This is a genomic window from Pseudomonas sp. GX19020 (assembly GCF_023371075.1).
GTDB lineage: Bacteria > Pseudomonadota > Alphaproteobacteria > Rhodobacterales > Rhodobacteraceae > Pseudogemmobacter.
Genome location: NZ_JAMCCR010000003.1, coordinates 306,283 through 329,681, shown reverse-complemented (window position 1 = coordinate 329,681; position 23,399 = coordinate 306,283). Strand labels below are relative to the sequence as shown.

Genomic DNA, 23,399 nt, shown 5'->3' with positions numbered 1-23,399 from the left:
CTGACAGCATGACAAAGATCAGACTGGGGATGGTCGGCGGCGGCAAGGATGCCTTTATCGGCGGCGTCCACCGGATCGCGGCCCGCATCGATGGCGAATATGACCTTGTCGCCGGCGCGCTGTCTTCGACGCCGGAACGGGCGCTGGAAAGCGGGCTGGCGCTCGGGCTGGCGGCGGATCGGTCCTATGGCAGTTATGAAGAGATGGCCGAACGCGAGGCTGCGCGCGAGGATGGTATCCGCGCCGTATCCATCGTGACGCCGAACCATATGCATGCCGGCCCCGCGATGGCCTTTCTGAAGCACGGCATCCATGTGATCTGCGACAAGCCGCTGACCGCCACAATGGACCAGGCGCGCGACCTGGAGGCTGCGGTCAAAGCGTCAAAAGCGCTGTTCATCCTGACCCATAATTATACCGGCTATCCGATGATCCGCCAGGCGCGGGACATTGTGGCCTCGGGCGAGCTGGGCAAGATTCGCGTCGTTCAGGTTGAATATGCCCAGGACTGGCTGACCGAAGCCGCAGATGACAGCAACAAACAGGCAGACTGGCGCACCGACCCCGCGCGCTCGGGCGCAGGCGGCGCGATCGGCGATATCGGCACCCATGCCCATAACCTCGCCTGTTTCGTGACCGGGCTGGCGGTCGAAAGCCTCGCCGCCGATCTGCAAAGCTTTGTCCCCGGGCGCCGGGTCGATGACAACGCGAATATCCTTCTCAGGATGCAGGGCGGCGCGCGCGGCGTGCTCTGGTGCAGCCAGGTGGCGCCGGGCTGCGAAAACGGGCTGCGGCTGCGCGTCTTTGGCGAAAAAGGCGGGCTGGAATGGAGCCAGGAGGATCCGAATTACCTCTGGCACACCCCCTTTGGCGAGGCAAAGCGCCTCGTGACCCGGCGCGGCGCCGGGGCGAATGCGGCGGCGAATGCCGTCAGCCGCACCCCGGGCGGCCATCCCGAGGGCTATCTCGAAGGGTTCGCCAATCTCTATACCGAGGCCGCCCGCGCCATTCGCGCGGCAGACAGCGGCCAGATCCCGGATACCGGCCTTCTGCCGGGGATTGCGGCCGGGATGGACGGGATGCGCTTTATCGACGCCGCGATCCGCTCGTCCCGGGCCGATGCGGCATGGGTGGCGCTGTGACCACACCCGTTCTCGCCCTGAACGGCGTCAGCCGCAGTTTCGGCCCGATCGAGGTGCTGCATGGCATCTCGATCGCGCTCGCCCCGGGCCGCGTCCATGCGCTGATCGGCGAGAATGGCGCGGGGAAATCCACCACGATGAAGATCCTGGCGGGCTATCAGCCGCCATCGTCGGGCGAAGTACAGCTGGACGGTCGCGCGGTCGCCTTCGCCACCATGGGTGAGGCCGAGGCGGCGGGGATCTCGATGATCCATCAGGAATTCAACCTGGCCGAGCAGCTGACCGTCGAGGAAAACATCTTCCTTGGCCGCGAACTGAAGCGCGGCCTTTTCCTCAACAAAGCCGCGATGCGCGCCGAGGCCCGGACGCTTCTGGACCGGCTGCAATGCCGGGTCGCGACGGATCGCCCGATCTCGAGCCTGTCGAACTCCGACAAGCAGATGGTCGAGATCGCGAAAGCCCTGTCGCGCGAGACCCGCGTCCTGATCATGGACGAGCCGACCGCGGTGCTGACAAAGGCGGAAACCAGGATCCTGATGGACCAGGTCAGGGCGCTCAGGGCGGCCGGCACGGCCATTCTCTTCACCTCGCATAAGCTCGACGAGGTGAAAGAGATCGCAGACGACCTGACCATCATGCGCGATGGCGCAGTGGTCTATTCCGGCCCCGCCGATGCGATGGACGAACATGGCATGGCCGAAGCGATGGTCGGGCGCGAGATGTCGCAGCTTTACCCGGCCAAAGACGGCACCCCCGGCGAGATCGTGCTTGAGGTTGCGCGCCTGACAGTGCCCGGCTTTGCCGAAGATGTCAGCTTCAGCCTGCGTGCGGGCGAGATCCTCGGCATTGCCGGGCTGATCGGTTCGGGGCGGACCGAGACATTCGAGGGCCTTGCGGGGCTGCGACCGGCCACCGGCGCGGTCAAAGTCAAAGGTCGCGCGGTCACTATCCGCCACAACTGGGAGGCGCTGGAGCTTGGCCTGTGCTACCTGACCGAAGACCGCAAGACGCGCGGGCTGCTGTTGCAAAAGGGGATGCGTGAGAACCTCACCCTCCAGGCCCTGCACCGGTTCTCGCATGGGCTTCTGGATCAGCGCGCCGAAGAGGCGGCCCTTGATCAGGCAATCCGCGATTTCGACATCCGTGGCGCACGCGGGATCAATGTCGGACATCTTTCCGGCGGCAATCAGCAAAAGCTCCTCTTCGCGAAAACCATGCTCTCGGACCCGCAGATCATCGTGATCGACGAACCGACCCGCGGCATCGACATCGGCACCAAACAACAGATGTACGAATTCATCCGTCGCCTTGCCCGCGAGGGCCGCGCCATCGTGGTGATTTCTTCTGAAATGCAGGAAGTCATCGGCCTTGCCGACCGCGTTCTGGTAATGCGCCAGGGCCGGATCCGGGGCGAGGTGACCGGCGATACCATCACTGAGGACGCCATCGTGCGCCTCGCCATGGGGGTCGGCCAGACCGCCCCTCTCGCAAAGGAGTTACAGGAATGAGTGTTGCGGCAGCTCCGGCGCGCCGGGTGCAGATGAGCGTGATCGGCCCGATCCTCGCGCTGGTGATCCTCGTGATCATGGGCGCGATGATGAACCCGAATTTCCTCGGCCTCGACAATATCACCAATGTTCTGGCGCGGTCGGCCTTTATCGGCATCATCGCGGTGGGGATGACCTTCGTGATCACGGCAGGCGGGCTTGACCTCTCGGTCGGCTCGATGGCGGCGTTTATCGCCGGGCTGATGATCCTTGTGATGAACAAGATGCTGCCCTCGATGGGCGTGGGCGTGCCGATTGTCGTTGTGGGGATGCTGGTCGCGCTTGGCGCCGGGATCATCGCGGGGCTGATCAACGGTCTTCTGATCACGCGACTGGGGATCGAGGCCTTCATCGTCACGCTCGGCTCGATGGGGATCTATCGCAGCCTCGTCACCTGGCTTGCAGATGGCGGCACGCTGAGCCTCGATTTCGGCCTGCGCACCTTCTACCAGCCGGTCTATTACGGCGGCATCTTCGGCGTCACCTGGCCGATCATCGTCTTTGCCGTGGTGGTGATCCTCGGCGAATTGCTGATGCGCTCCACCGCCTTTGGCCGCCATTGCGCAGCCATCGGATCGAATGACCAGGTGGCGAAATATTCATCCGTCCGCGTCGGCCGCGTGCGGCTTCTGACCTATGTGATGCTTGGTGCCCTCGTCGGGCTGGCCGTCATCATGTATGTGCCGCGCCTTGGCTCGGCCTCGTCCGCCACCGGCCTCCTGTGGGAGCTGGAGGCGATTGCCGCCGTCATCATCGGTGGCACGGCCCTCAAGGGCGGTTTCGGCCGCGTCTGGGGCACGGTTGTGGGGGTGCTGATCCTCGTGCTGATCGGCAACCTGCTGAACCTGACGGATTACGTCTCGCCCTATCTGAACGGAGCAATCCAGGGCGCGATCATCGTTCTCGCTGTCGTTTTGCAGCGCGGAAGCAAAGCGGGCCAGTGACCCTGGCCCCGAATTACTCAAGGGAGGAGAAACTATGAAACATTTCGTATCGGCATTGGCGCTTGCGGTTGCGCTTGGCGGGCCTGCCCTGGCTCAGGACACCAAAGTGATCGGCGTGTCGATCCCGGCGGCGACCCATGGCTGGGCGGGCGGCATGAACTATTTCGCCAAAACCACGGTTGAGCGGCTGGAAGCCACCTATCCCGAGCTGGATTTCGTGCTGGCGACCGCCTCGGACCCGGCCAAGCAGGTCAATGACATCGAAGACATGCTGGCCACCCGCAAGATCAGCGCGCTCGTCGTGCTGCCTTTTGAATCCGAGCCGCTGACCGGCCCGGTGCAGAATGTGAAAGCCTCGGGCGCCTGGGTCACCGTGGTCGACCGTGGTCTGGCGGTTGACGGCATCGAAGATCTCTATGTCGCGGGCGACAACCCCGGCTTTGGCCGCGTCGCGGGCGAATTCATGAAATCCAACATGCCCGATGGCGGCAAGATTGTGGTGCTGCGCGGCATCCCGACCACCATCGACAATGAGCGCCTCGAAGGCTTCCAGGGCGCCATTGAAGGGTCGGGGATCGAAGTTCTTGCCGCCGAACATGGCGACTGGAACCGCGACAAGAGCTTTACCGTGATGCAGGATTTCCTGTCGAAATATCCGGAGATCGACGCGGTCTGGGCCTCGGATGACGATATGGCGCTTGGCGCACTGGCAGCGATCGAAGCCGCCGGCCGCAAAGACATCAAATTCGTGCTCGGCGGCGCCGGTATGAAAGAGATGATCAAACGCACCATGGACGGCGATGCGATGATCCCGGCCAACGTGACCTACCCGCCGTCGATGATCGCCACCGCGATCGAAATCACTGCGGTCGGCCTCGTCTCGCCGGCGCCGGTCTCGGGCGATTTCATCATCGGCTCGGTTCTGGTCACGCCGGACAATGCGGCCACCTATTACTACCCCGACAGCCCGTTCTGAGGCATTACTACCCCGGCCGGTTCGCGCCGGCCGGGGCAATTCCATGAGGTGAATATGTATCTCGGTCTCGATCTCGGCACCTCTGGCATCCGCGCATTGCTGATGGATCCGGAACAAAGGATCATCGGCTCGGCCAGCGCCGCGACCCCGGTGTCACGCCCCCATCCCGGCTGGTCCGAACAGGATCCCGATGACTGGACCGGCGCCTGCAAAGAGGCCGTGGCGGCTTTGCGTGCCTCCCATCCCGTTGAATTCGCCGCTGTTCGCGGCATCGGCCTGTCGGGCCATATGCATGGCGCCACGCTGTTTGACCGCAGCGACCGCGCGCTGCGCCCCTCGATCCTGTGGAATGATACCCGCGCGAGCCTAGAGGCCGCCGCGATGGATGCCGATCCGCGCTTTCGCCAGCTGACCGGCAATATCGTCTTCCCGGGCTTTACCGCCCCGAAACTGGCCTGGGTGGCAAAGCACGAGCCCGCCCTCTTTGACCAGACCGCCATGGTACTTTTGCCGAAAGACGCGCTGCGCCTCTGGCTGACGGGCGAGCATATTTCCGAGATGTCGGATGCCGCCGGCACCAGCTGGCTTGATTGCGCGGCGCGCGACTGGTCAGATGACCTCCTGGCCGCGACCGGCCTCTCGCGTGCACAGATACCGGCTCTGGTCGAAGGCTCGGCCCCCGGTGGCCAGCTGCGCGCGGACCTTCTGGCAGACTGGGGCCTCACCGGCCCGGTGATCGTCGCCGGCGGTGCGGGGGACAATGCCGCCTCGGCCATCGGCATGGGCACCATTCGCGAAGGCCAGGCCTTTGTCTCGCTCGGCACTTCAGGTGTGATCTTCGCCGCCAATGACGCTTTCCGCCCGCTGCCCGAAAGTGCAGTTCACGCCTTTTGCCATGCGCTGCCGGACCGCTGGCACCAGATGGGCGTGATCCTGTCTGCCACCGATGCGCTGAACTGGTATGCCGGCATCACCGGCACCGCCGCCGCCGATCTCGCGCGCGAACTCGGCGACGATCTGGTCGCGCCGGGTTCGGCCAGTTTCCTGCCCTATCTCTCGGGCGAGCGCACGCCGCATAATGATGCGAAGATCCGCGGCGCCTTTACCGGCCTCGGCCACGAATCCGACCGCAAGGCGCTGACCCGCGCGGTGATGGAAGGCGTCGCCTTCGCGCTGAAAGACAATCTGAACGCACTGCGCCAGGCCGGGGCCCGGATCGGGCGCGTCACCGCAGTCGGTGGCGGTTCAAACTCGGGCTACTGGCTGAAGGTGATTGCGACCACGCTCGGCATCCCGGTCGATCTGCCGGTCGGCGGCGATTTCGGCGCAGCCTTCGGCGCGGCGCGGCTCGGCCTGATGGCGGCCACCGGCGCAAGCCCGGAAAGCATCTGTACCGCCCCCGCCACCAAAGCCAGCATCTTGCCGGACGCGGGCCTCATCGCGGCCTTTGATGAGGCTTATTCGCGCTATCGCAGCCTCTACCCCGCTCTGGCGGGGTAAGGTCCGGCTTTACAGCAGATCCTCTTCCTCACCCGTAACATCGACGCCAAGCGCCTCCAGCCCCGCTTCGAGATTTTCCGGAAGATGCGGCATCCCCATCAGGTAATCCGCAGTGGGGGTGGTCGCTTCGGTATAGGCGGTGCGCAGCGCCTCGGCATAATCCTCGGTCTCGAACGCCCCGCGCCCGACCCAGGCAATGGCGGTCAGATGCGCCTTTTCCTCGTCATTCAGCCCGTCGATAAAGGCGTATAGCTGCGCCTGGCCTGCCGGCCCCTCGCGCGACAGGAAAATCACCTGCACCACTTTGCTGGGAGAGATTTCGATCATGGGACACCTCCTGCCGCCATGATCCCGCTTTCCCCTTCAGGGTGCAAGCGCCGGATGCATCAGCGCAAAAGCGATGCCGTAAGCCAGTGACCCCGCGAGCGTCGCCACCACGACCGAGCGTTTCGGCAGGAAGGCCAGCACCGTGACCACCACGCCAACCGCCAGTGGCACGAGATCCGTCTGCTGCGGCCAGAGACGCGGCAGGACCGAGGCCACGAACAGCGTCGCAATCGCCGCCGGCCCGGTCGAAGCCAGAAACCCCGCCATCAGCCCGCCCGGCTTTGCCTCGCCCCGCATCAACAGGACCGGCAGCGCCCGGAAGGCCCAGTTCGCCAGCCCCGCAAGCACCGCCATCAACACCAGATCCGGGTTCATCCGCGCCTCCTGACCAGCCCGCCGGCCATTCCGGCCAGCGCGCCGCAGATCATCCCTGCAAGGATCCCGGCCGTCGCCGACCAGAACACGGTGCCAAGGCATGTCGCGATCACCGCAACCACGATCGCCGGCATCGCAAGCCGCGACAGGATCGACAGCAAAAGCGCCAGGAACAATGCCGAAAGCATGAAATCAAGGCCCGCACTCACCGCCGGCCACCCGTCCAGCGCGCCACCGCCGGCGAATGCGCCGACCGCCGTTCCCAGCACCCAGGACGCATAGGCCGCGAGCCCCAGCCCGAACATATAGGCCTCGGAAAACCGCTGCCCCCGCGCCAGCGCCCCCAGCGCCTGACCAAAAACCTCATCGGTCAGCCCCCAGGCCCAGGCCCAGGCAAAGCGGCGCGACCCGTCCGCCCCCGCCTCCTTCATCAGCGCCGGCCCGTAAAGCACATGACGCACATTCATCGCGATCAGGGTAAAGGCCGCCACCAGCACCGGCGCGCCACTGGCAAACAATGTCAGCGCAAGGAATTGCGAGGCCCCTGCATAGACCACCAGCGACAGCATCACCGCCTCGGCCTGGCTCAGCCCGCCTCGGGTGGCCGCGACGCCAAAAGAAAACGCAATCGGGAAGTAACCCATCACGATGGGCAAAGCGGCCAGAAGGCCACCGCGAAACGAGGCTGGTTTGTCACTCATGATGCAGCAGCGCTACCCCGCCATAACACCAATGTCAAAACCCCCACCCGGTCTTTCATCTGTCTGAAAATATCCTCGGGGGGAGGAAGCGGCCAAAGCCGCTTCCCGGGGGGCAGACAGCCCCCCGTGCCCGGGTCACATCACTCCGCCGCGTCGAGATAGCTCTCCAGCGGCGGGCAGGTGCAGACGAGGTTCCGGTCGCCATAAACGTTGTCGATCCGACCGACCGGCGGCCAGTATTTATCGACCCGGAATGCGGCCGGCGGGAAACATCCCTGTTCGCGCGAATATTTCCGGTCCCATTCGGCAACCAGATCCTGCACCGTATGAGGCGCGAACCGGAGCGGGCTTTCCTCGGCCGAAATCTCGCCCGCCTCTACCGCCCGGATCTCCTCGCGGATCGCCAGCAGCGCGGTGATGAACCGGTCGATCTCGGCCTTGGTCTCGGATTCTGTCGGCTCCACCATCAGCGTGCCGGAAACCGGCCAGGACATGGTCGGCGCGTGGAAGCCGTTATCGATCAGCCGCTTGGCAATGTCATCCACCGTCACGCCATGATCGGCAAAGGGGCGTGTATCGAGAATACATTCATGCGCCACACGGCCCCGGTTCCCCATGTACAGAACCTCATACGCCCCTTTCAGCCGCGCCGCGATATAGTTGGCGTTCAGGATCGCCACCCGCGTCGCCTGGGTCAGCCCCGCCCCGCCCATCATCAGGCAATAGGCCCAGGAGATCAGCAGGATCGAGGCCGAACCATAAGGCGCCGCCGAGACCGGGCCCGCCTCGTCCTCACTTACGCCTTGCGGATCGCCCGGCAGATGCGGCGCGAGATGCGCGCGGACGCCGATCGGCCCCATTCCCGGACCGCCGCCGCCATGCGGAATGGCAAATGTCTTATGAAGGTTCAGGTGGCTCACATCGCCGCCGATCTCGCCCGGCTTCACGAGGCCCACCATCGCATTCATATTGGCGCCGTCGATATAGACCTGGCCGCCATGGTCATGGGTGATCTTGCAGACCTCGCGCACGGTCTCCTCGAACACGCCATGCGTGGACGGATAGGTGATCATGCAGGCTGCCAGCCGGTCACCGGCCTTTGCCGCCTTGTCGCGGAAATCATCCAGATCGACATCCCCGTTCGGCGAGGATTTCACCACCACAACCTCCATTCCGGCCATCTGCGCCGAAGCCGGGTTGGTGCCATGCGCCGAAATCGGGATCAGGCAGATCCGGCGGTCATGATCACCACGCGCCTTGTGATAGGCGAGGATGGTCAGAAGCCCGGCATATTCCCCCTGGGCGCCGGAATTCGGCTGCATGGAAAACGCATCATAGCCGGTGATCTCGCAAAGCTTCGCGGTCAGATCCGCAATCGCCTCGCCATATCCCGCCGCCTGATCGCGCGGCACAAACGGGTGCAGCGAGCCAAATTCCGGCCAGGTGATCGGCATCATCTCGGCGGCGGCATTGAGCTTCATCGTGCAGGATCCGAGCGGGATCATCGCCCGGTCAAGCGCCAGATCGCGGTCGGAAAGCCGGCGCATATAGCGCATCATCTCGCTCTCGGCCCGGTTCATCTGGAACACCGGATGGGTGAGATAGGCGCTTTGCCGCAGCATCGTCTCTGGGAACCCGAGGCCTCCGCGATGCGGCGGTACGCCCTCGATCCCGAAGGCCCGCAACACCCGGCTCAGCACCTCTTCCGAGGTGGTCTCATCAAGGCTGATCCCGATCCGGTCATTGCCGATCCTGCGGAAATTCAGCCCTTCGGCCCGTGCCGCAGCAAGAATGCCGGCCTGACCCACGCCGACCTCAACCGTGATCGTGTCGAAAAAGGCCTTCGGCGAGACCCTGGCCCCCGCGGCCATCAGCGCGCGCGCCAGCCGCTGGGTCAGGAAATGCACCCGTTCGGCAATCGCCCTGAGCCCGTTCGGCCCGTGAAACACCGCATACATCGAGGCCATCACCGCCAGAAGCGCCTGCGCCGTGCAGACATTCGACGTCGCCTTCTCGCGCCGGATATGCTGCTCACGGGTCTGCAGCGACAGCCGATATGCCCGCGTCCCGTGGCTGTCGACCGACACGCCGACAATCCGCCCCGGCATGTTGCGCTTCAGATCATCGCGACACGCCATGAAAGCCGCATGCGGGCCGCCATATCCCATCGGCACGCCAAAGCGCTGCGACGAGCCGATGGCAATATCCGCCCCCATCGCGCCCGGCTCTTTCAGCATGCAAAGTGCCAGTAGATCGGTCGCGACAATCGCCAGCGCCTTCGCCTCATGCAGATGCGCAATTTTCGCTGTGAAATCCGTCACATGGCCGTAAGATCCCGGATATTGGAAGATCGCGCCGAATACCTTTTCCGGCTCCAGCAGGCCGACATCGCCCTCGATGATCTCGATCCCCAGTGGCTCCGCCCGGGTGCGGATCACCGCAATCGTCTGCGGATGACAGAAACGGTCGACAAAGAACGCTTTGGCTTTGGATTTCGCCGAACGCTCCGCCATCGCCATGGCTTCCGCCGCCGCCGTGGCCTCATCCAGAAGCGACGCATTGGCAACATCAAGCCCCGTCAGATCACAGACCATGGTCTGGTAATTCAGGAGGGCTTCAAGCCGCCCCTGCGCGATCTCGGGCTGGTACGGTGTATAGGCGGTATACCAGGCCGGGTTCTCGAGGATATTGCGCTGAATGGCCGGCGGCGTCACTGTGCCATAATAGCCCTGCCCGATCAGCGAGGTCATGACGCGGTTCTTCCCCGCCACCTCTTTCATCTTCGCCAGCAGCTCATGTTCGGCCAGGGGTGCCCAGGACAGCGGCTTTTCCTGGCGGATCGACTGCGGCACCGTCTCGGCGATCAGCGCGTCCAGCGAGGCCGCGCCCACCGCCTTCAGCATCTCCTCCATCTCAGCCGGAGATGGTCCGATATGGCGACGATTGGCGAAGTCATAGGGGTTATAATCGGTCGGAGTGAAACTCATCTCGCACCTCCGGACAGTCGGGCGACGCACCGCGCCCCACTTCATCTGTCCTTAAATATCCCAGGGGGTCCGGGGGACTGGTCCCCCGGCGTTCAGGCAGGTCCGGGGGGCTGCCCCCCGGCGCTCAGCTAACCCTCACCGGCCTCAGCCGATGAAGTCCTTATACTCATCCTCATCCATGAACTGATCGACCACCGAGAGATCATCGACCTTCAGCTTGAAGAACCAGGCACCACCCAGCGGATCCTCGTTCACCAGCCCCGGATTATCCGACAGGGCCTCATTCACCGCGACGATCTCGCCCTCGACCGGCGCCAGAATATCCGACGCCGCCTTAACGCTCTCGATCACCGAGACCTCATCTCCGGCTGCCACCTGGACCCCCGTTTCGGGCAGTTCCACGAATACAACATCGCCAAGCGCTTCGGCCGCATGCTCGGTGATCCCGACCACGATCAGGTCACCCTCGACGCGCAGCCATTCATGTTCCTTGGTGAATTTCATCTTTTCGATCCCCTGGGACTTAACGTTTGTAATGGGTTGGATGGAAAGGCGTGGCCGCAACCACAACCGGAAGCTTCTTGCCGCGCAGCTCCGCCTCGATGGCGGTGCCAGGGGCCGCAAAGGCGCTCGCAACATAGCCCATGGCAACCGGTGCCTGGACCGAGGGGCCAAAACCACCCGAGGTGATCGCGCCAAGCGGCGTGCCGTCCGTCGCAAAGAGTTCCACGCCTTCACGCATCGGCGCACGGCCCTCGGGCCGCAGCCCCACGCGTTTGCGCGAGGGGCCATCCGCCAGCTCAGCAAGGATCCGCGTCTCGCCGGGGAAGCCGCCCGCCCGCGCGCCACCGGTGCGACGTGCCTTCTGGATTGCCCAGGTCAGGCCCGCCTCAACCGGGCTGGTGGTCTCGTCAATATCATGGCCGTAAAGGCAAAGCCCTGCCTCAAGCCGCAGACTGTCGCGCGCCCCAAGGCCGATCGGCGCCACGCCGTCCAGCGCCAGCAGCGCCCGCGCCAGATCCAGTGCCGCAGCCCCGGGGACAGAAATCTCGAACCCGTCCTCTCCCGTATAGCCCGAGCGCGAGATCCAGAGATCACCGAACACCGTGTCGAGCGAAACCACATCCATGAACTGCATCGCCGTCACTTCCGGCACCAGCACCGCCAGCGCGGCCTCGGCACCCGGCCCCTGAAGCGCCAGAAGTCCGCGCCCGGTCTGGATGTCGATTTCGGCCACATCGGCGAGATGCCGGGTGAGATGCGCGAAATCATGCTCCTTGCGCGCCGCATTCACCACCAGAAGGTAATCCGTCCCGCGATTGGCAAACATCAGATCATCAAGAATGCCGCCGGTCTCGCTGGTGAAAATGCCATAGCGCTGGCGGCCCGGGGCAACACCCAGCACATCGACCGGCATCAGCCGCTCCAGCGCCAGCCCGAGGCTCTCCATCGAGCCTTTCGGGCGCAGGACAACCTGGCCCATATGGCTCACATCGAACAGCCCTGCTGCCGCCCTGACATGCAGATGTTCCGCCATCACCCCGGCCGGATACTGCACCGGCATCTCATAGCCCGCGAAGGGCACCATTTTCCCGCCAAGCTCCAGATGGAGCCCGTGCAACGGAAGGCGCAAAAGGTCGGTCAAACCGCCTCTCCCCTGTCTGTCGGCCGAAAATATCCGGCACCGCACACGGCAGTTCCCCTGCCGCCCGGTGCCCCCTCTGTCCTTGCCCGCAATTGGGGCGCCTGAGATCGTTATCCCTTCGGCGGGCGCCTCACGCGCCACTCTCCAGAGTCTTCAAATGCAGAAACGGTCCCTTGCGCCTGAGAGTTTACCGGGGCGGTTGCTCCTTCGGCACCGGACCCGCCCTGTCAGGGGCTGCCCGGATTCTCCCGATCCTGCCCGTTCTGACTAACCCGAGGCTCCCCCATCAGGCAAGTGAAAATCCGTATACGACGGTATTCCCCCGCAAGACGACATGCGTGATGCGGCAGGGGCCGGCGAAACTGTGGCTCAGATCAGGCCCGCCGCTCGCCCGGCGCGGCGGCTTCCGCCTCGGGCTGGCTGACCGCGACCGGGGCCGGCGCACCGCGCCCCGTCGGCAGATTCGGATGCGCAATCGCGAGGCGCGCAAAGATCACCGCCAGAAGGCCAAAGGCAACGCCGCCCACCGCCTGCCCGATCAGCACCCCCTGGGCGCCCCAGATCTGGCCGAACCAGATCGCGAAGGGTATCGTGCCCAGGGTATGGCGCCCCCAATTCACCACGGTCGACCAGAACGGCCGGCCAAGATTGTTGCAGACGGCATTCCCCGCAAAGATCAGCCCATTGAAGAACCACATCAGCGCCAGGGGGCCGCAGAACAGATAGACGATCTCGCGCGTTAGGCCCTGCGCATTGAACAGATCGGCAATCGGCGCGCGCAGCAGGAACAAAAGCCCCGAGACCACAAGGATCACCAGCCCGGTAAAGATCACCGCATCGCGAAAGGCCTGCCTGACACGGTCCATCCGCCCCGCGCCGATATTCTGGCCGATGATCGGCCCGATGGCGCCCGCCAGTGCGAAAATCACCCCGAAGGCGACCGGCGTCAGCCGCCCGGCAATCGCCATCCCCGCCACCGCCGCCTCACCAAAGCCCGAGGCCGTGCGGGTCACGAATGCCTGCCCCACCGGCGTCGCCACCTGGGTCAGGATCGCGGGAATGCCAATCGCCCAGACCGGTGCCATATCATGCCAGACCTGCCGCAGCGAAGGCCGGTCAAACCCGCCATAGCGCGTCACAATCGGTCGCACCGCCATGAAAAGGATCACCGCGCGGCTCACCAGCCCGGCCAGCGCCGCACCGGTCAGATCAAGGCCGAAGCCGAAGATCAGCACCGGATCCAGTGCCGCCGTCACCACCGCACCCCAGACCGTTGCCATCATCGCGGCCCGGGCATCGCCATGGGCGCGCAAAACGGCGGAACCGATCATTCCCAGCATCAGCATTGGCTGCCCGAGGGTCACAATCTGCAGGTAATGTACCGCCAGATCATGGGTCTCGCCCTCAGCGCCCAAAAGCCGCACCATCGGCGACAGCAAGAGCCAGACCAGCCCCGCAAACGGCACCCCGAACAGCAGCCCGAGCAGCATCCCGGTCGTCGCCTTCTCGCGCGCAAGCCGCAGATCCCGCTGCCCGATGGCCCGGCTCACCAGAGCCGAAACCGCAATCGACAGCCCGATCCCGAAGGAGGTGGTGAAAAACAACACCGCCCCGGCATAGCCAACAGCCGCCGCCAGCTCGGACCTGCCGAGCCAGGAAATATAGGCCATATTAATCAGATCGACGACAAACACCGCCATCAGCCCGATGGAGGAGGTCAGCGACATCACCACGATGTGGCGGAAGAGATTTCCCTGAACGAATTTCGCCTCAGCCATCCCTCACCCCCAAGATTAAGGGCCGCGCCCCTGTCCTGATGAAAATACTCCCGGGTGAGGCGCGGGCTTTGCCCGCGACGCGGGGGCGACAGGCAGCCCCCGCTTTCCCGGCCTCAGAACACCGGCAGTTTTTGCAAAAGCGGCAGGACATCCGACATATCCGGCCCATGCGCCTGGCCCGTCAGGGCTTTTCGCAACGGCATGAACAGGTCTTTGCCCTTGCGCCCGGTGGCGGTTTTCACGGCGCCCGTCCATTGCCCCCAGGTCTCTTTTGTCCAGGGCCGCGGTGGCAAAAGCGCGAGAGCCTCGCGCAGGAAGTCGCGGTCGGCCTCGTCAATGACCGGCTCCGCCCCTTCCGAGAAGAGCTTCCACCAGCCCTCGAGATCCGCCGGCACGGTGATATTGTCCTTGGCCACGGTCCAGAACTGCGCGGCCTGATCTTCCGGGACGCCAAGTGCCAGAATGCGCTCACGCACCTGATCAAAGGGCCAGGCCTGGACGTAATGCCGGGTCAGCGGGAAAAGATCGGCCGGGTCGAATTTCGTCGGCGCCGCGCCGAAGCTTTCGATGTCGAACCCCTCGGCCAGTTCGTCGATCGAGGAAACCGGCTCGACCGGTTTCGAAGACCCCAGCCGCGCCATCAGCGACAAAAGCGCCATGGGCTCGACGCCCTGCGCGCGCAGATCGCGCAGCGAAAGTGCGCCAAGGCGCTTGGACAGCTCTTCGCCTTTCGGGCCCGAAAGCAGCGAGTGGTGGGCAAATTCGGGCGGGGTGCCGCCCATCGCTTCCATGATCTGGATCTGGGTCGCGGTATTGGTCACATGGTCGGCGCCGCGCACGATATGGGTCACGCCCATTTCCACGTCATCGACCGAGGAGGCGAAGGTATAAAGCACCTGGCCATCGGCGCGGATCAGCACCGGATCCGAGACCGAGGCCGCGTCGATCGAGATATCGCCGATGATCCCGTCATGCCATTCGATGCGGTTCTGGTTCAGCAGGAAGCGCCAGTAGCCGGCCTTGCCTTCGGCGCGGAACGCGGCCTTCTGCTCTTCAGTGAGCCCGAAAGATGCGCGGTCATAGACCGGCGGGCGGCCCATATTCAGCTGTTTCTTGCGCTTGAGGTCAAGCTCGGTCGGGCTCTCGAACGCCTCGTAGAAACGTCCGTTTTCGCGCAGCTTTTCGGCGGCCTCGTGATAGCGGTCATAGCGCGCGGACTGGCGCTCGATCCGGTCCCAATGCAGGCCGAGCCAGTCGAGATCCTGTTTAAGCCCGTCGATATATTCCTGTTTCGAGCGCTCCTGGTCGGTATCGTCGAGCCGCAGGATGAAGGTACCACCGGCCTTGCGGGCGATCAGGTAATTCATCAGTGCGGTGCGCAGATTGCCGACATGGATATAGCCGGTGGGCGACGGGGCAAAGCGGGTGACGACAGGTTTCGACACGGGTTTCGACATGGGCGGATCCTCGGGCAGGACAGATGGGGGCCTGCAAAGGCTTTCCTCTGTCACAGGCGCCCGGTTTTGTCCAGTTTTGCGCGGGGCAAAAACAGGGAGGGGGCCAGCCCCCTCGCCCGTTCCGGGCTCACCCCCGGGATATTTTCAGACAGATGAAAGCGGCTTAAGCATCAAAAGCCAGCTGATAGCTGTGGGGGACGAAGCGGAAGCCCGCCCCTTTTGGCTCGGCATAGCCAAGGCCCGGGAACGGCATATGATAGCCGATGAAGGGCAGGCGGTCGGCGGCGATCATGCCGAAGATGCGCTTACGGGTGGCGGCGGCCTCGGTCTTGTCGAGATCGAACCGGACCTCCCAGTCGGGGTTTTCCAAAGACCAGACATAGTGATTTGCGGTATCGGCGGTGAGAACGAGCAGCTTGCCCTCGCTCTCGATCATCCAGGCCATATGGCCTGGCGTATGGCCGTAGGCGGCAAGCGCGGTGATGCCGGGAGCGGCCTCGCCGCCATCGGTGACGAATTTCGTCAGATCGCGCAACGGGCGGACCTTTTTCTCAAAGCCTTCATTCTCCTGGCCGGCCCAGTAGTCATATTCGATCTGCGAGGTGATGTAGCGTGCACGCGGGAAAACCGGCGTGGCGCCATCCGACATGGTCAGCCCGCCGATATGGTCGGCATGCATATGCGTCAGCACAACCGCATCCACCTGTTGCGGTGAGATCCCCGCCTGGCCGAGCGCCGCCAGCACGCCTTCGGCCGCGAGCCCGGTGTCAAAGAGGATGAGTTCTTTGCCGGTATTGACGAGGACCGGCGTGAAGAAATTCACGGCGCGGTCGACAGGGATAAACGCCGCCTGCGACGAGGCGGCGAAATCCGCGTCGCTGACATTCAGCCCGAAAGTGCCTTTCGGATTGGAATTCTCGCCCGTGCCGGCAAGGAGCGTCGTCACCTCGAATGCGCCATGGCGGAAGCGGCGGAAGAGACCGCCTCCGGCGCCCTGCAACTCGGCCTGGGCGCTGGCTTTTTGCGGCAGGCCCAGGGTTGCGGCGGCGGCAAAAGGCAGGGAGGCAGTGGCAAAAAGCGCGTGGCGGCGGGTCAGTCCTGACATTCGGATTTCCTCTGGGCGGATCGGCGGATGGCGGCCCCGGCCGATGCGCAGGTATTCAGAGAAGCGCGTCGGGCGGGCGGCTCGCAGAAGATAGCCGCCCCATGTGACAGAGGCACATCACAGTCCCGTCAGGCGAAGGACTGTAGGCGGGATCATTCCCACCAGCGGTCGACCTCGGAGATTTCCGCATCCGACCAGCCGAAATGATGCGCCAGTTCATGGATCACCACATGGCTGACCAGCTCCTGGAGCGAGACATTGCCGCGCTCGGCCCATTCATCAAGGATCGGGCGGCGGAAGAGCCAGACCATATCCGGATGCAGCGCCTGGTCCGAAACCGATTTCTCGGTCAGGGGAATGCCCTCGTAAAGGCCGGTCAGCTCGAACGGATCATTGAGATCCATCGCCTCGAGCATCTCTTCAGGCGCGAAATCCTCGACCCTCAGCACGACATGGGTCGCGGGCAGCCGCCAGGGTTCCGGCAGGGTCGCGACCGCCTCGCGGGCGAGGCTTTCGATCAGGTCAAGCGAAGGGGCGATAGCGTCGGGCGAGGGATTTGTCATATGCCCAGACTAGCCCCGGTACGCATCCGGGAAAAGGCCCGGAATGCCGCCCGGCTGGACCGCGCCGCCCGTCTCTGCCATATCTGCCGCCTGACAGAACGGGGAGCATGACATGACGTTCGGCAAAGGCCATCACCTGCATCTGATCGACGGCTCGGCCTATATTTTCCGGGCCTATCATGCGCTGCCGCCCCTGACGAAATCCGATGGCACGCCGGTTGGTGCGGTGCAGGGGTTCTCGAATATCCTCTGGGGCGAAATCACGAAAGAGCGCTCTTCGGGCGCGGCCACCCATATCGCGGTGGTGTTCGACCATTCGTCCAAAACTTTCCGCAACGATATCTACCCCGATTACAAGGCAAACCGTCCGCCGCCGCCCAAGGATCTGCGCCCGCAATTCCCGCTGACGCGCGAGGCGACGCGGGCCTTCAACGTCGCCTGTATCGAACAGCCGGGCTATGAGGCCGATGACATCATTGCAACGCTGGCGCGGCTTGCCGTTGAGGCCGGGGGATCGGCCACGATCATTTCATCCGACAAGGATCTGATGCAGCTGGTGCGCCCCGGCGTCGATATTCTCGAGCCGATGAAGAACCGCCAGATCGGCCCGGATGAGGTATTCGAAAAATTCGGCGTCGGGCCGGACCGGGTGATCGATGTCCAGGCGCTGGCCGGGGATGCGGTCGATAATGTGCCGGGCGCGCCGGGGATCGGGCTGAAGACGGCCGCTTTGCTGATCAATGAATATGGCTCGCTCGAAGAGCTGCTGGAGCGCGCGGGCGAGATCAAACAGCCCAAGCGGCGCGAGACGCTGATCGACAATCGCGACCAGATCCTGACCTCGAAACAACTCGTCTCGCTGGATGCTGATGTGCCGCTGGAGGTGACGCTGGATCAGCTGGAAGTACTGAAGCCTGACGCTGAAAAGCTGCTGGGCTTTCTGACCCATATGGAATTCCGCGGTCTGTCGCGCCGGGTGGCCGAAAAGCTGAAGGTCGAGGTGCCGGTGATCGAGGCAGCGAAACCCGCCGCCGTCGCGACCGAGGTGGAGGTGACCGCGATCAGCGAGGCCGGCTACGTCACCATCACCGATCATGCCACGCTGGATGCCTGGATCGCCCGAATTCGCGAGATCGGCCATGTTGCCGTCGATACCGAGACCACCTCGCTTGACGAGATGCAGGCCGATCTGGTCGGGATCTCGCTTTCGGTCGATACCGGCATCGCGGCCTATATCCCGCTGGCGCATGTGAAGGGCGGCGATGATCTCTTCGGTGCGGCCGAACGGGTTGCGGGCCAGCTGGATCCGGCCGAGGTGCTGGCAAAGCTGAAACCGGTGCTGGAAGATCCGTCGATCCTGAAAATCGGCCAGAATATCAAATATGACTGGAAGATTTTCGCGCGCCAGCATCCGTCAATCCGGATCGCGCCCTTCGACGATACGATGCTGATGAGCTATGCCATGTTTGCCGGCCTCAACAATCACGGCATGGACGAGCTTTCCGAGAAATATCTCGGCCATCATACCAAACCGATCAAGGATCTGATCGGCACCGGCAAATCGCAGGTGACCTTCGACAAGGTCGAGATCGCGGCTGCATCGGCCTATGCGGCGGAAGATGCCGATGTGACCCTGCGCTTCTGGCAGCAGTTTAAGCCGCGCCTGCACCGTGAGAAAGTCACCACCGTCTATGAGACGCTGGAACGCCCGCTGGTCACGGTGCTGGCCGAGATGGAAATGGCGGGGGTGAAGGTCGACCGCGACACGCTGTCGCGCATGTCGAATGCCTTCGCGCAAAAGCTCGCACAATATGAAGATGAGATCGTTGAGATTGCGGGAGAAAAATTCAATCCCGGCTCTCCGAAACAGCTTGGCGAGGTGCTTTTTGACCGGCTCGGCGTGCCGGGGGGCGAAAAGGGCAAGACCGGCGCCTATGGCACCGGCGCCGATATTCTCGAAGACATCACCACCCTGGAAGACAGCCATCCGCAGGGCGCGAAGCTGGCGGCCAAGATCCTTGACTGGCGCCAGATCGCAAAGCTGAAATCGACCTATACCGATGCGCTGCAACAGGCGATCAATCCGGAAACCGGTCGCGTTCATACCTCTTATTCGATTGCCGGCGCCAATACCGGGCGCCTCGCCTCGACCGATCCGAACCTGCAGAATATCCCCGTCCGCACCGAGGAAGGCCGCCGCATCCGCGAGGCCTTTGTGGCGCCGGAAGGCCGGGTGCTGGTCTCGCTCGACTATTCCCAGATCGAATTGCGGATCCTCGCCCATATCGCCAATATCCCGGCGCTGAAACAGGCGTTCAAAGACGGGCTGGACATCCATGCGATGACCGCCTCCGAAATGTTCGGCGTGCCGGTTGAAGGCATGGATCCGATGATCCGCCGCCAGGCGAAAGCGATCAATTTCGGGGTGATCTACGGGATTTCGGGCTTTGGCCTGGCGCGCAACCTCCGCATTCCCCGCGCCGAGGCCCAGGGCTTTATTGACCGCTATTTCGAACGCTTCCCCGGTATCCGCGCGTATATGGACGAGACCATCGACTTCGCGAAAAAGCATGAATTCGTGCAGACCCTGTTCGGGCGCCGCATCAACACACCGCAGATCAATGCGAAAGGCCCCGGCGCCGGTTTCGCCAAACGCGCCGCGATCAACGCGCCGATCCAGGGCACAGCTGCCGATGTGATCCGCCGCGCCATGATCCGGATGCCGGCCGCGATTGCGGGCATCGACGCGCGGATGCTCCTCCAGGTGCATGACGAGCTTTTGTTCGAGGTGGCGGAAGACCAGGCAGACCGTCTGATTGCGGTTGCGAAAGAGGTGATGGAAACCGCCTCTGACCCGGCGGTAAAGCTGGATGTGCGCCTCGTTGTCGAAGCGGGCACCGGCCGCAACTGGGCCGAGGCGCATTGAGCCCCCTGTTCCCCGCGTTGCATGGCGCAAAGCGCGCTGCGCGGGGATCAGGTCTGCGAAACACCTCTGTTGCAGCGAGATCTCCCTTGAGGATCGCTGCACGAAATGGCCTGCGGCCAAAGGTATAAAAGCCGATCAGCGCAGGCAGACCTCTCCGACTCGGTGTCGGAACGAAAACTGCATCGCTGATTTGCGAAATAAAGGTCGGGGTTACCGGGCTTTTTCAGTGATCATCATGCGCATGGGCACGGTCGATCTCGAACCGGCGGTCGCAATAGCCACATTCGACAAAGCCGCTGTCCTGCGGGATGGCAAGCCAGACGCGCGGGTGACCCAGAGCGCCCTCGCCGCCGTCGCAGGCCACTTTCCAGGTGGTGACGATCTTGGTGTCAGGGGCTGGCAGGGTCATAGCGGGCATCCTTGGGGGCTTAACGGCTCTGCGCCTATAATACCCATATGGCCCAGCCGGGTGCAAGAAGCCCCGTCGCTGCAGCGAAGGCCCGGAGCCTCGGGTCTGATGGTCATGCCCAGGGTGAATGAGATCAATCCTGGAAGAAATCACTCTGCCCCAGAGGCGGGCGCGGCGCCACGAGCCCGAGATGGCGCCAGGCTTTGGCGGCAAGCATCCGCCCGCGCGGGGTGCGCTGAATCAGCCCCTGTTGCAACAGATAGGGCTCGATCACCTCTTCCAGCGCGTCGCGTGGCTCTGAAAGCGCGGCGGCAATGGTCTCCACGCCGACCGGGCCACCACCATAATTCTCGGCAAGCAGCGAGAGATAGCGGCGGTCGGCCCCATCAAGCCCGATCGTATCCACGCCAAGCCGGGTCAGCGCGCGGTCGGCAAGCTCGCGGCTGATGCGGCCACCGGCCTCGACCAGTGCGAAATCGACCACCCGGCGCAGAAGACGGCCGGCGATACGGGGCGTGCCGCGCGCGCGCCGCGCGATCTCGCGGCAGCCCGGCTCGTCAGCCTCGATGCCAAGGAGGCCCGCGCCCCGCGAGACGATGCGAAACAACTCATCCTCGGTGTAGAATTGCAGCCGGGTCGGAATGCCGAACCGGTCGCGCAGCGGCGTGGTCAGGAGGCCAAGGCGCGTGGTGGCGCCGACCAGGGTGAAGGGTTGCAGATCAATCCGGACCGTGCGCGCCGCCGGCCCCTCGCCGATCACCAGATCCAGCGCGAAATCCTCCATCGCCGGGTAAAGCACCTCTTCGACCACCGGAGACAGCCGGTGGATCTCGTCGATGAAAAGCACATCGCGCGGCTCAAGATTGGTGAGGATGGCGGCAAGGTCGCCGGGACGCGCCAGCACAGGGCCCGAGGTCATGCGAAAGCCCACGCCAAGTTCGCGCGCCATGATCTGCGCCAGGGTGGTCTTGCCAAGGCCAGGCGGGCCATGGAACAAAGTGTGATCCATCGCCTCGCCGCGCATCTTCGCGCTTTCGATAAAGACGCGCAGATTGGCGCGGGCCTCGGCCTGGCCGGTAAAATCCTCCAATGCCTGAGGGCGCAGCGCGCGGTCACTGTCTTCTGGCAGGCGGTCAGGGCGAAGCGAGGGGTCGGGCTGGGTCATGGCCGGAACAATCCCCGAACGGCGCGCGCTTTGCAAGCCGCCGGAAGAGGCAAATCCGGGCAGGTTGTCCCGCCTTGCGGCGCGGCGCCTCTGGCAGGGGTATTAAAGTCAGGAGGCGTTCATTTCTCCCTGATCCAGTTACTCATCTGAAGCCGGAAGGAGACGCGCTCTCAGCCCCATGGGTCCTGGCGGATCTTGCGCCCGGATTTCGGAACGGAACTGCGGCCGATATTGCTCTCCTGACGGGTCGGGCGCAGCTCCATCAGGGCCGCGATCCGGTTTTCCGTCGCGGGATGCGTGGAAAAGAGGTTATCGGCGCCGCGCCCGTTCAGCGGGTTGATGATGAACATATGGGCCAGCGCCGGATCCTTCTCGGCCTGGACATTCATCCGTCCCCGCGCCAGCCCGTCGATCTTGCGCAGCGCAGAGGCGAGCCAGTCCGGACGGCCGCAGATTTCGGCGCCAAGCCGGTCCGCCTCATATTCCCGGCTGCGCGAGATGGCCATTTGCACGATCCCTGCCGCCATCGGGGCGAGGATCATCAGCGCGATGGTCCCGATCATACCACCGGGGCGCTCGCGGTCGGAATTTCCGAAGAACATGCCGAAATTCGCCAGCATCGCGATGGCGCCGGCGAAAGTCGCGGTCACTGTCATCGTCAGCGTGTCACGGTTTTTGATATGTGCCAGCTCATGCGCCATCACCGCCGCGATCTCTTCGCGTGAAAGGCTGTTCAACAGGCCCGTCGTCGCCGCCACTGCGGCATTCTCGGGGTTGCGCCCGGTGGCAAAGGCATTGGGTTGCGCGGTCTCCATAATATAGACCTTCGGGCGCGGCATTCCGGCGGCATCCGCCAGCTGGTTCACCATGCCCACGAGATCCGGGGCGGAGCGCTCATCTACGGACCGGGCGCCGGTCATCCGCAAGACCGATTTGTCGGAATTCCAATATGTATAAAGGTTCATCGCCGCCGCGATCAAAAGCGCGACAACGGCGCCGGTCGCGCCTCCGAGCAACGCGCCCAGCCCCATAAACAGCGCCGTCAGCACCGCCATCAGGGCGAAAGTGCGGATATTTCCCATCTGTATACGGTCTCCTTCTCTGTCAAAGATATGGAGAAGAAGCGGCCGGTCGCAAGATCGCCCGCAAGATCGGAGAGAATATCAGCGCGGCGCGAGAAGTTTCAGGGCCAGCCGGATCAGCGCCGCCGTATCTGCTTCGGGGTTTTCGCCCGAGACCCGCGCCACGGCCTCGGCCGCATCCGACGTCCCATAGCCGAGATTGGCCAGCGCCGAGAGCGCATCGGCGGTATAAGCGGCGCGGATCGCCCCTTCGGACGGGGGTTTCGGCTTTGCGGCTTTGCGCGGCGCAGGCGCAGGCGCGGCTTCGGGTTCTTCCAGAACCGGTGCATCGCCATGAGCGAGGCCGGCGCCACGCGCCATGAGAGATGGCGCTTTCGATTTCAGTTCGAGGATCACGCGCTGCGCCAGTTTCGGACCAACGCCGGGCGCCGCCTGCACCGCCCGCGCATCCCCCAGCGTGATCGCCCGCGCGGCCCCCTCGGCCCCGAGCGCACCGAGGATCGCCATCGAGGCCTTGGCGCCCACCCCCTGCACCGTCATCAAAAGCTTATGCCATTCCTTTTCCATCATGGTCGGAAAGCCGAAGAGCTGCAAAAGATCCTCGCGCACCAGCAGGTCGGTATAAAGCGCCACCATCTCGCCCTCGGGCGGCAGACCCGCCAGCGTGCGGTCCGAGACATGGACAATATAGCCGACGCCCCGGCAGTCGATCAGCACCGTATCGAGCCCCTTCCAGTCCAGCCGCCCCGAAATTTTTCCGATCATCCCCC

The 23,399-nt window shown here is 64.0% G+C and carries 20 protein-coding genes and 1 riboswitch; of the genes, 6 read left to right on the top strand and 14 right to left on the bottom strand.

What is annotated here, in order from left to right:
• Window positions 1–8: 8 nt before the first annotated feature.
• The 5 genes from M3484_RS08875 to xylB are packed head-to-tail and all read left to right on the top strand — an operon-like array spanning window position 9 to window position 6,109.
• Window positions 9–1,142, top strand: coding sequence for a Gfo/Idh/MocA family protein (locus M3484_RS08875; RefSeq protein WP_249496590.1), 1,134 nt, complete (start codon window positions 9–11; stop codon window positions 1,140–1,142).
• Complete coding sequence (locus M3484_RS08870) at window positions 1,139–2,650, top strand: sugar ABC transporter ATP-binding protein (protein ID WP_249496589.1); 1,512 nt, start codon at window positions 1,139–1,141, stop codon at window positions 2,648–2,650. The genes M3484_RS08875 and M3484_RS08870 overlap by 4 nt, the downstream gene beginning before the upstream one ends.
• Window positions 2,647–3,633 (top strand): ABC transporter permease, encoded by a 987-nt coding sequence (locus M3484_RS08865; protein ID WP_249496588.1) that lies wholly within the window; start codon window positions 2,647–2,649, stop codon window positions 3,631–3,633. Before M3484_RS08870 ends, M3484_RS08865 begins: the two co-directional genes overlap by 4 nt.
• A gap of 34 nt (window positions 3,634–3,667) precedes the next feature.
• Entirely contained in the window at window positions 3,668–4,609 is a 942-nt protein-coding gene (locus M3484_RS08860; RefSeq protein ID WP_092895628.1) for an ABC transporter substrate-binding protein, read from the top strand.
• A 54-nt stretch (window positions 4,610–4,663) separates the two neighbouring features.
• Window positions 4,664–6,109, top strand: coding sequence for a xylulokinase (gene xylB / locus M3484_RS08855; RefSeq protein ID WP_249496587.1), 1,446 nt, complete (start codon window positions 4,664–4,666; stop codon window positions 6,107–6,109).
• Between the two features lie 9 nt (window positions 6,110–6,118).
• On the opposite strand, the gene M3484_RS08850 is transcribed toward xylB, so the two are convergent.
• The 10 genes from M3484_RS08850 to M3484_RS08805 form a co-directional block, all read right to left on the bottom strand.
• On the bottom strand, window positions 6,119–6,436 hold the full coding sequence (locus M3484_RS08850) for a DUF3775 domain-containing protein (protein WP_198837978.1): 318 nt from the start codon (window positions 6,434–6,436) through the stop codon (window positions 6,119–6,121).
• Window positions 6,437–6,472: 36 nt separating this feature from the next.
• Window positions 6,473–6,811, bottom strand: a complete 339-nt coding sequence (locus tag M3484_RS08845; RefSeq protein WP_249496586.1) for an AzlD domain-containing protein — start codon at window positions 6,809–6,811, stop codon at window positions 6,473–6,475.
• The gene (locus tag M3484_RS08840; protein WP_249496585.1) at window positions 6,808–7,512 is read right to left on the bottom strand and encodes an AzlC family ABC transporter permease; all 705 of its coding nucleotides are present in this window, start codon (window positions 7,510–7,512) and stop codon (window positions 6,808–6,810) included. Before M3484_RS08840 ends, M3484_RS08845 begins: the two co-directional genes overlap by 4 nt.
• Window positions 7,513–7,652: 140 nt before the next feature.
• Window positions 7,653–10,499 (bottom strand): aminomethyl-transferring glycine dehydrogenase, encoded by a 2,847-nt coding sequence (gene gcvP, locus M3484_RS08835; protein WP_249496584.1) that lies wholly within the window; start codon window positions 10,497–10,499, stop codon window positions 7,653–7,655.
• A gap of 144 nt (window positions 10,500–10,643) precedes the next feature.
• The gene (gcvH, locus tag M3484_RS08830; protein WP_349306268.1) at window positions 10,644–11,012 is read right to left on the bottom strand and encodes a glycine cleavage system protein GcvH; all 369 of its coding nucleotides are present in this window, start codon (window positions 11,010–11,012) and stop codon (window positions 10,644–10,646) included.
• 10 nt (window positions 11,013–11,022) lie between these two features.
• Complete coding sequence (gcvT, locus tag M3484_RS08825; RefSeq protein ID WP_283258368.1) at window positions 11,023–12,144, bottom strand: glycine cleavage system aminomethyltransferase GcvT; 1,122 nt, start codon at window positions 12,142–12,144, stop codon at window positions 11,023–11,025.
• Between the two features lie 156 nt (window positions 12,145–12,300).
• Window positions 12,301–12,405: riboswitch (glycine riboswitch) on the bottom strand.
• A gap of 113 nt (window positions 12,406–12,518) precedes the next feature.
• Window positions 12,519–13,922 carry an MATE family efflux transporter gene (locus tag M3484_RS08820; RefSeq protein WP_249496583.1) on the bottom strand — a complete coding sequence of 468 codons (1,404 nt, stop codon included), beginning with the start codon at window positions 13,920–13,922 and terminating at the stop codon, window positions 12,519–12,521.
• Between the two features lie 113 nt (window positions 13,923–14,035).
• Window positions 14,036–15,379 (bottom strand): glutamate--tRNA ligase, encoded by a 1,344-nt coding sequence (gene gltX, locus M3484_RS08815; protein WP_249496582.1) that lies wholly within the window; start codon window positions 15,377–15,379, stop codon window positions 14,036–14,038.
• Window positions 15,380–15,542: 163 nt separating this feature from the next.
• Window positions 15,543–16,484 carry an MBL fold metallo-hydrolase gene (locus M3484_RS08810; RefSeq protein ID WP_249496581.1) on the bottom strand — a complete coding sequence of 314 codons (942 nt, stop codon included), beginning with the start codon at window positions 16,482–16,484 and terminating at the stop codon, window positions 15,543–15,545.
• Between the two features lie 152 nt (window positions 16,485–16,636).
• Complete coding sequence (locus M3484_RS08805) at window positions 16,637–17,047, bottom strand: metallopeptidase family protein (protein WP_092895606.1); 411 nt, start codon at window positions 17,045–17,047, stop codon at window positions 16,637–16,639.
• A 112-nt stretch (window positions 17,048–17,159) separates the two neighbouring features.
• Between M3484_RS08805 and polA the strand changes: the two genes are divergently transcribed.
• Window positions 17,160–19,973: a DNA polymerase I gene (polA, locus tag M3484_RS08800; protein ID WP_249496580.1), complete on the top strand. Its 2,814-nt coding sequence runs from the start codon at window positions 17,160–17,162 to the stop codon at window positions 19,971–19,973.
• Window positions 19,974–20,196: 223 nt separating this feature from the next.
• Here the strand turns inward: polA and M3484_RS08795 are convergent, their stop codons facing one another.
• The 4 genes from M3484_RS08795 to ruvA all read right to left on the bottom strand — a co-directional run bounded on the left by M3484_RS08795 (window position 20,197) and on the right by ruvA (window position 23,394).
• Complete coding sequence (locus M3484_RS08795; RefSeq protein ID WP_092895602.1) at window positions 20,197–20,382, bottom strand: zinc-finger domain-containing protein; 186 nt, start codon at window positions 20,380–20,382, stop codon at window positions 20,197–20,199.
• Window positions 20,383–20,515: 133 nt separating this feature from the next.
• Complete coding sequence (ruvB, locus tag M3484_RS08790; protein ID WP_092901266.1) at window positions 20,516–21,547, bottom strand: Holliday junction branch migration DNA helicase RuvB; 1,032 nt, start codon at window positions 21,545–21,547, stop codon at window positions 20,516–20,518.
• Window positions 21,548–21,717: 170 nt separating this feature from the next.
• Window positions 21,718–22,629, bottom strand: a complete 912-nt coding sequence (gene htpX, locus M3484_RS08785; RefSeq protein ID WP_249496579.1) for a zinc metalloprotease HtpX — start codon at window positions 22,627–22,629, stop codon at window positions 21,718–21,720.
• A gap of 81 nt (window positions 22,630–22,710) precedes the next feature.
• The gene (gene ruvA, locus M3484_RS08780) at window positions 22,711–23,394 is read right to left on the bottom strand and encodes a Holliday junction branch migration protein RuvA (protein ID WP_092895598.1); all 684 of its coding nucleotides are present in this window, start codon (window positions 23,392–23,394) and stop codon (window positions 22,711–22,713) included.
• Window positions 23,395–23,399: the final 5 nt, after the last annotated feature.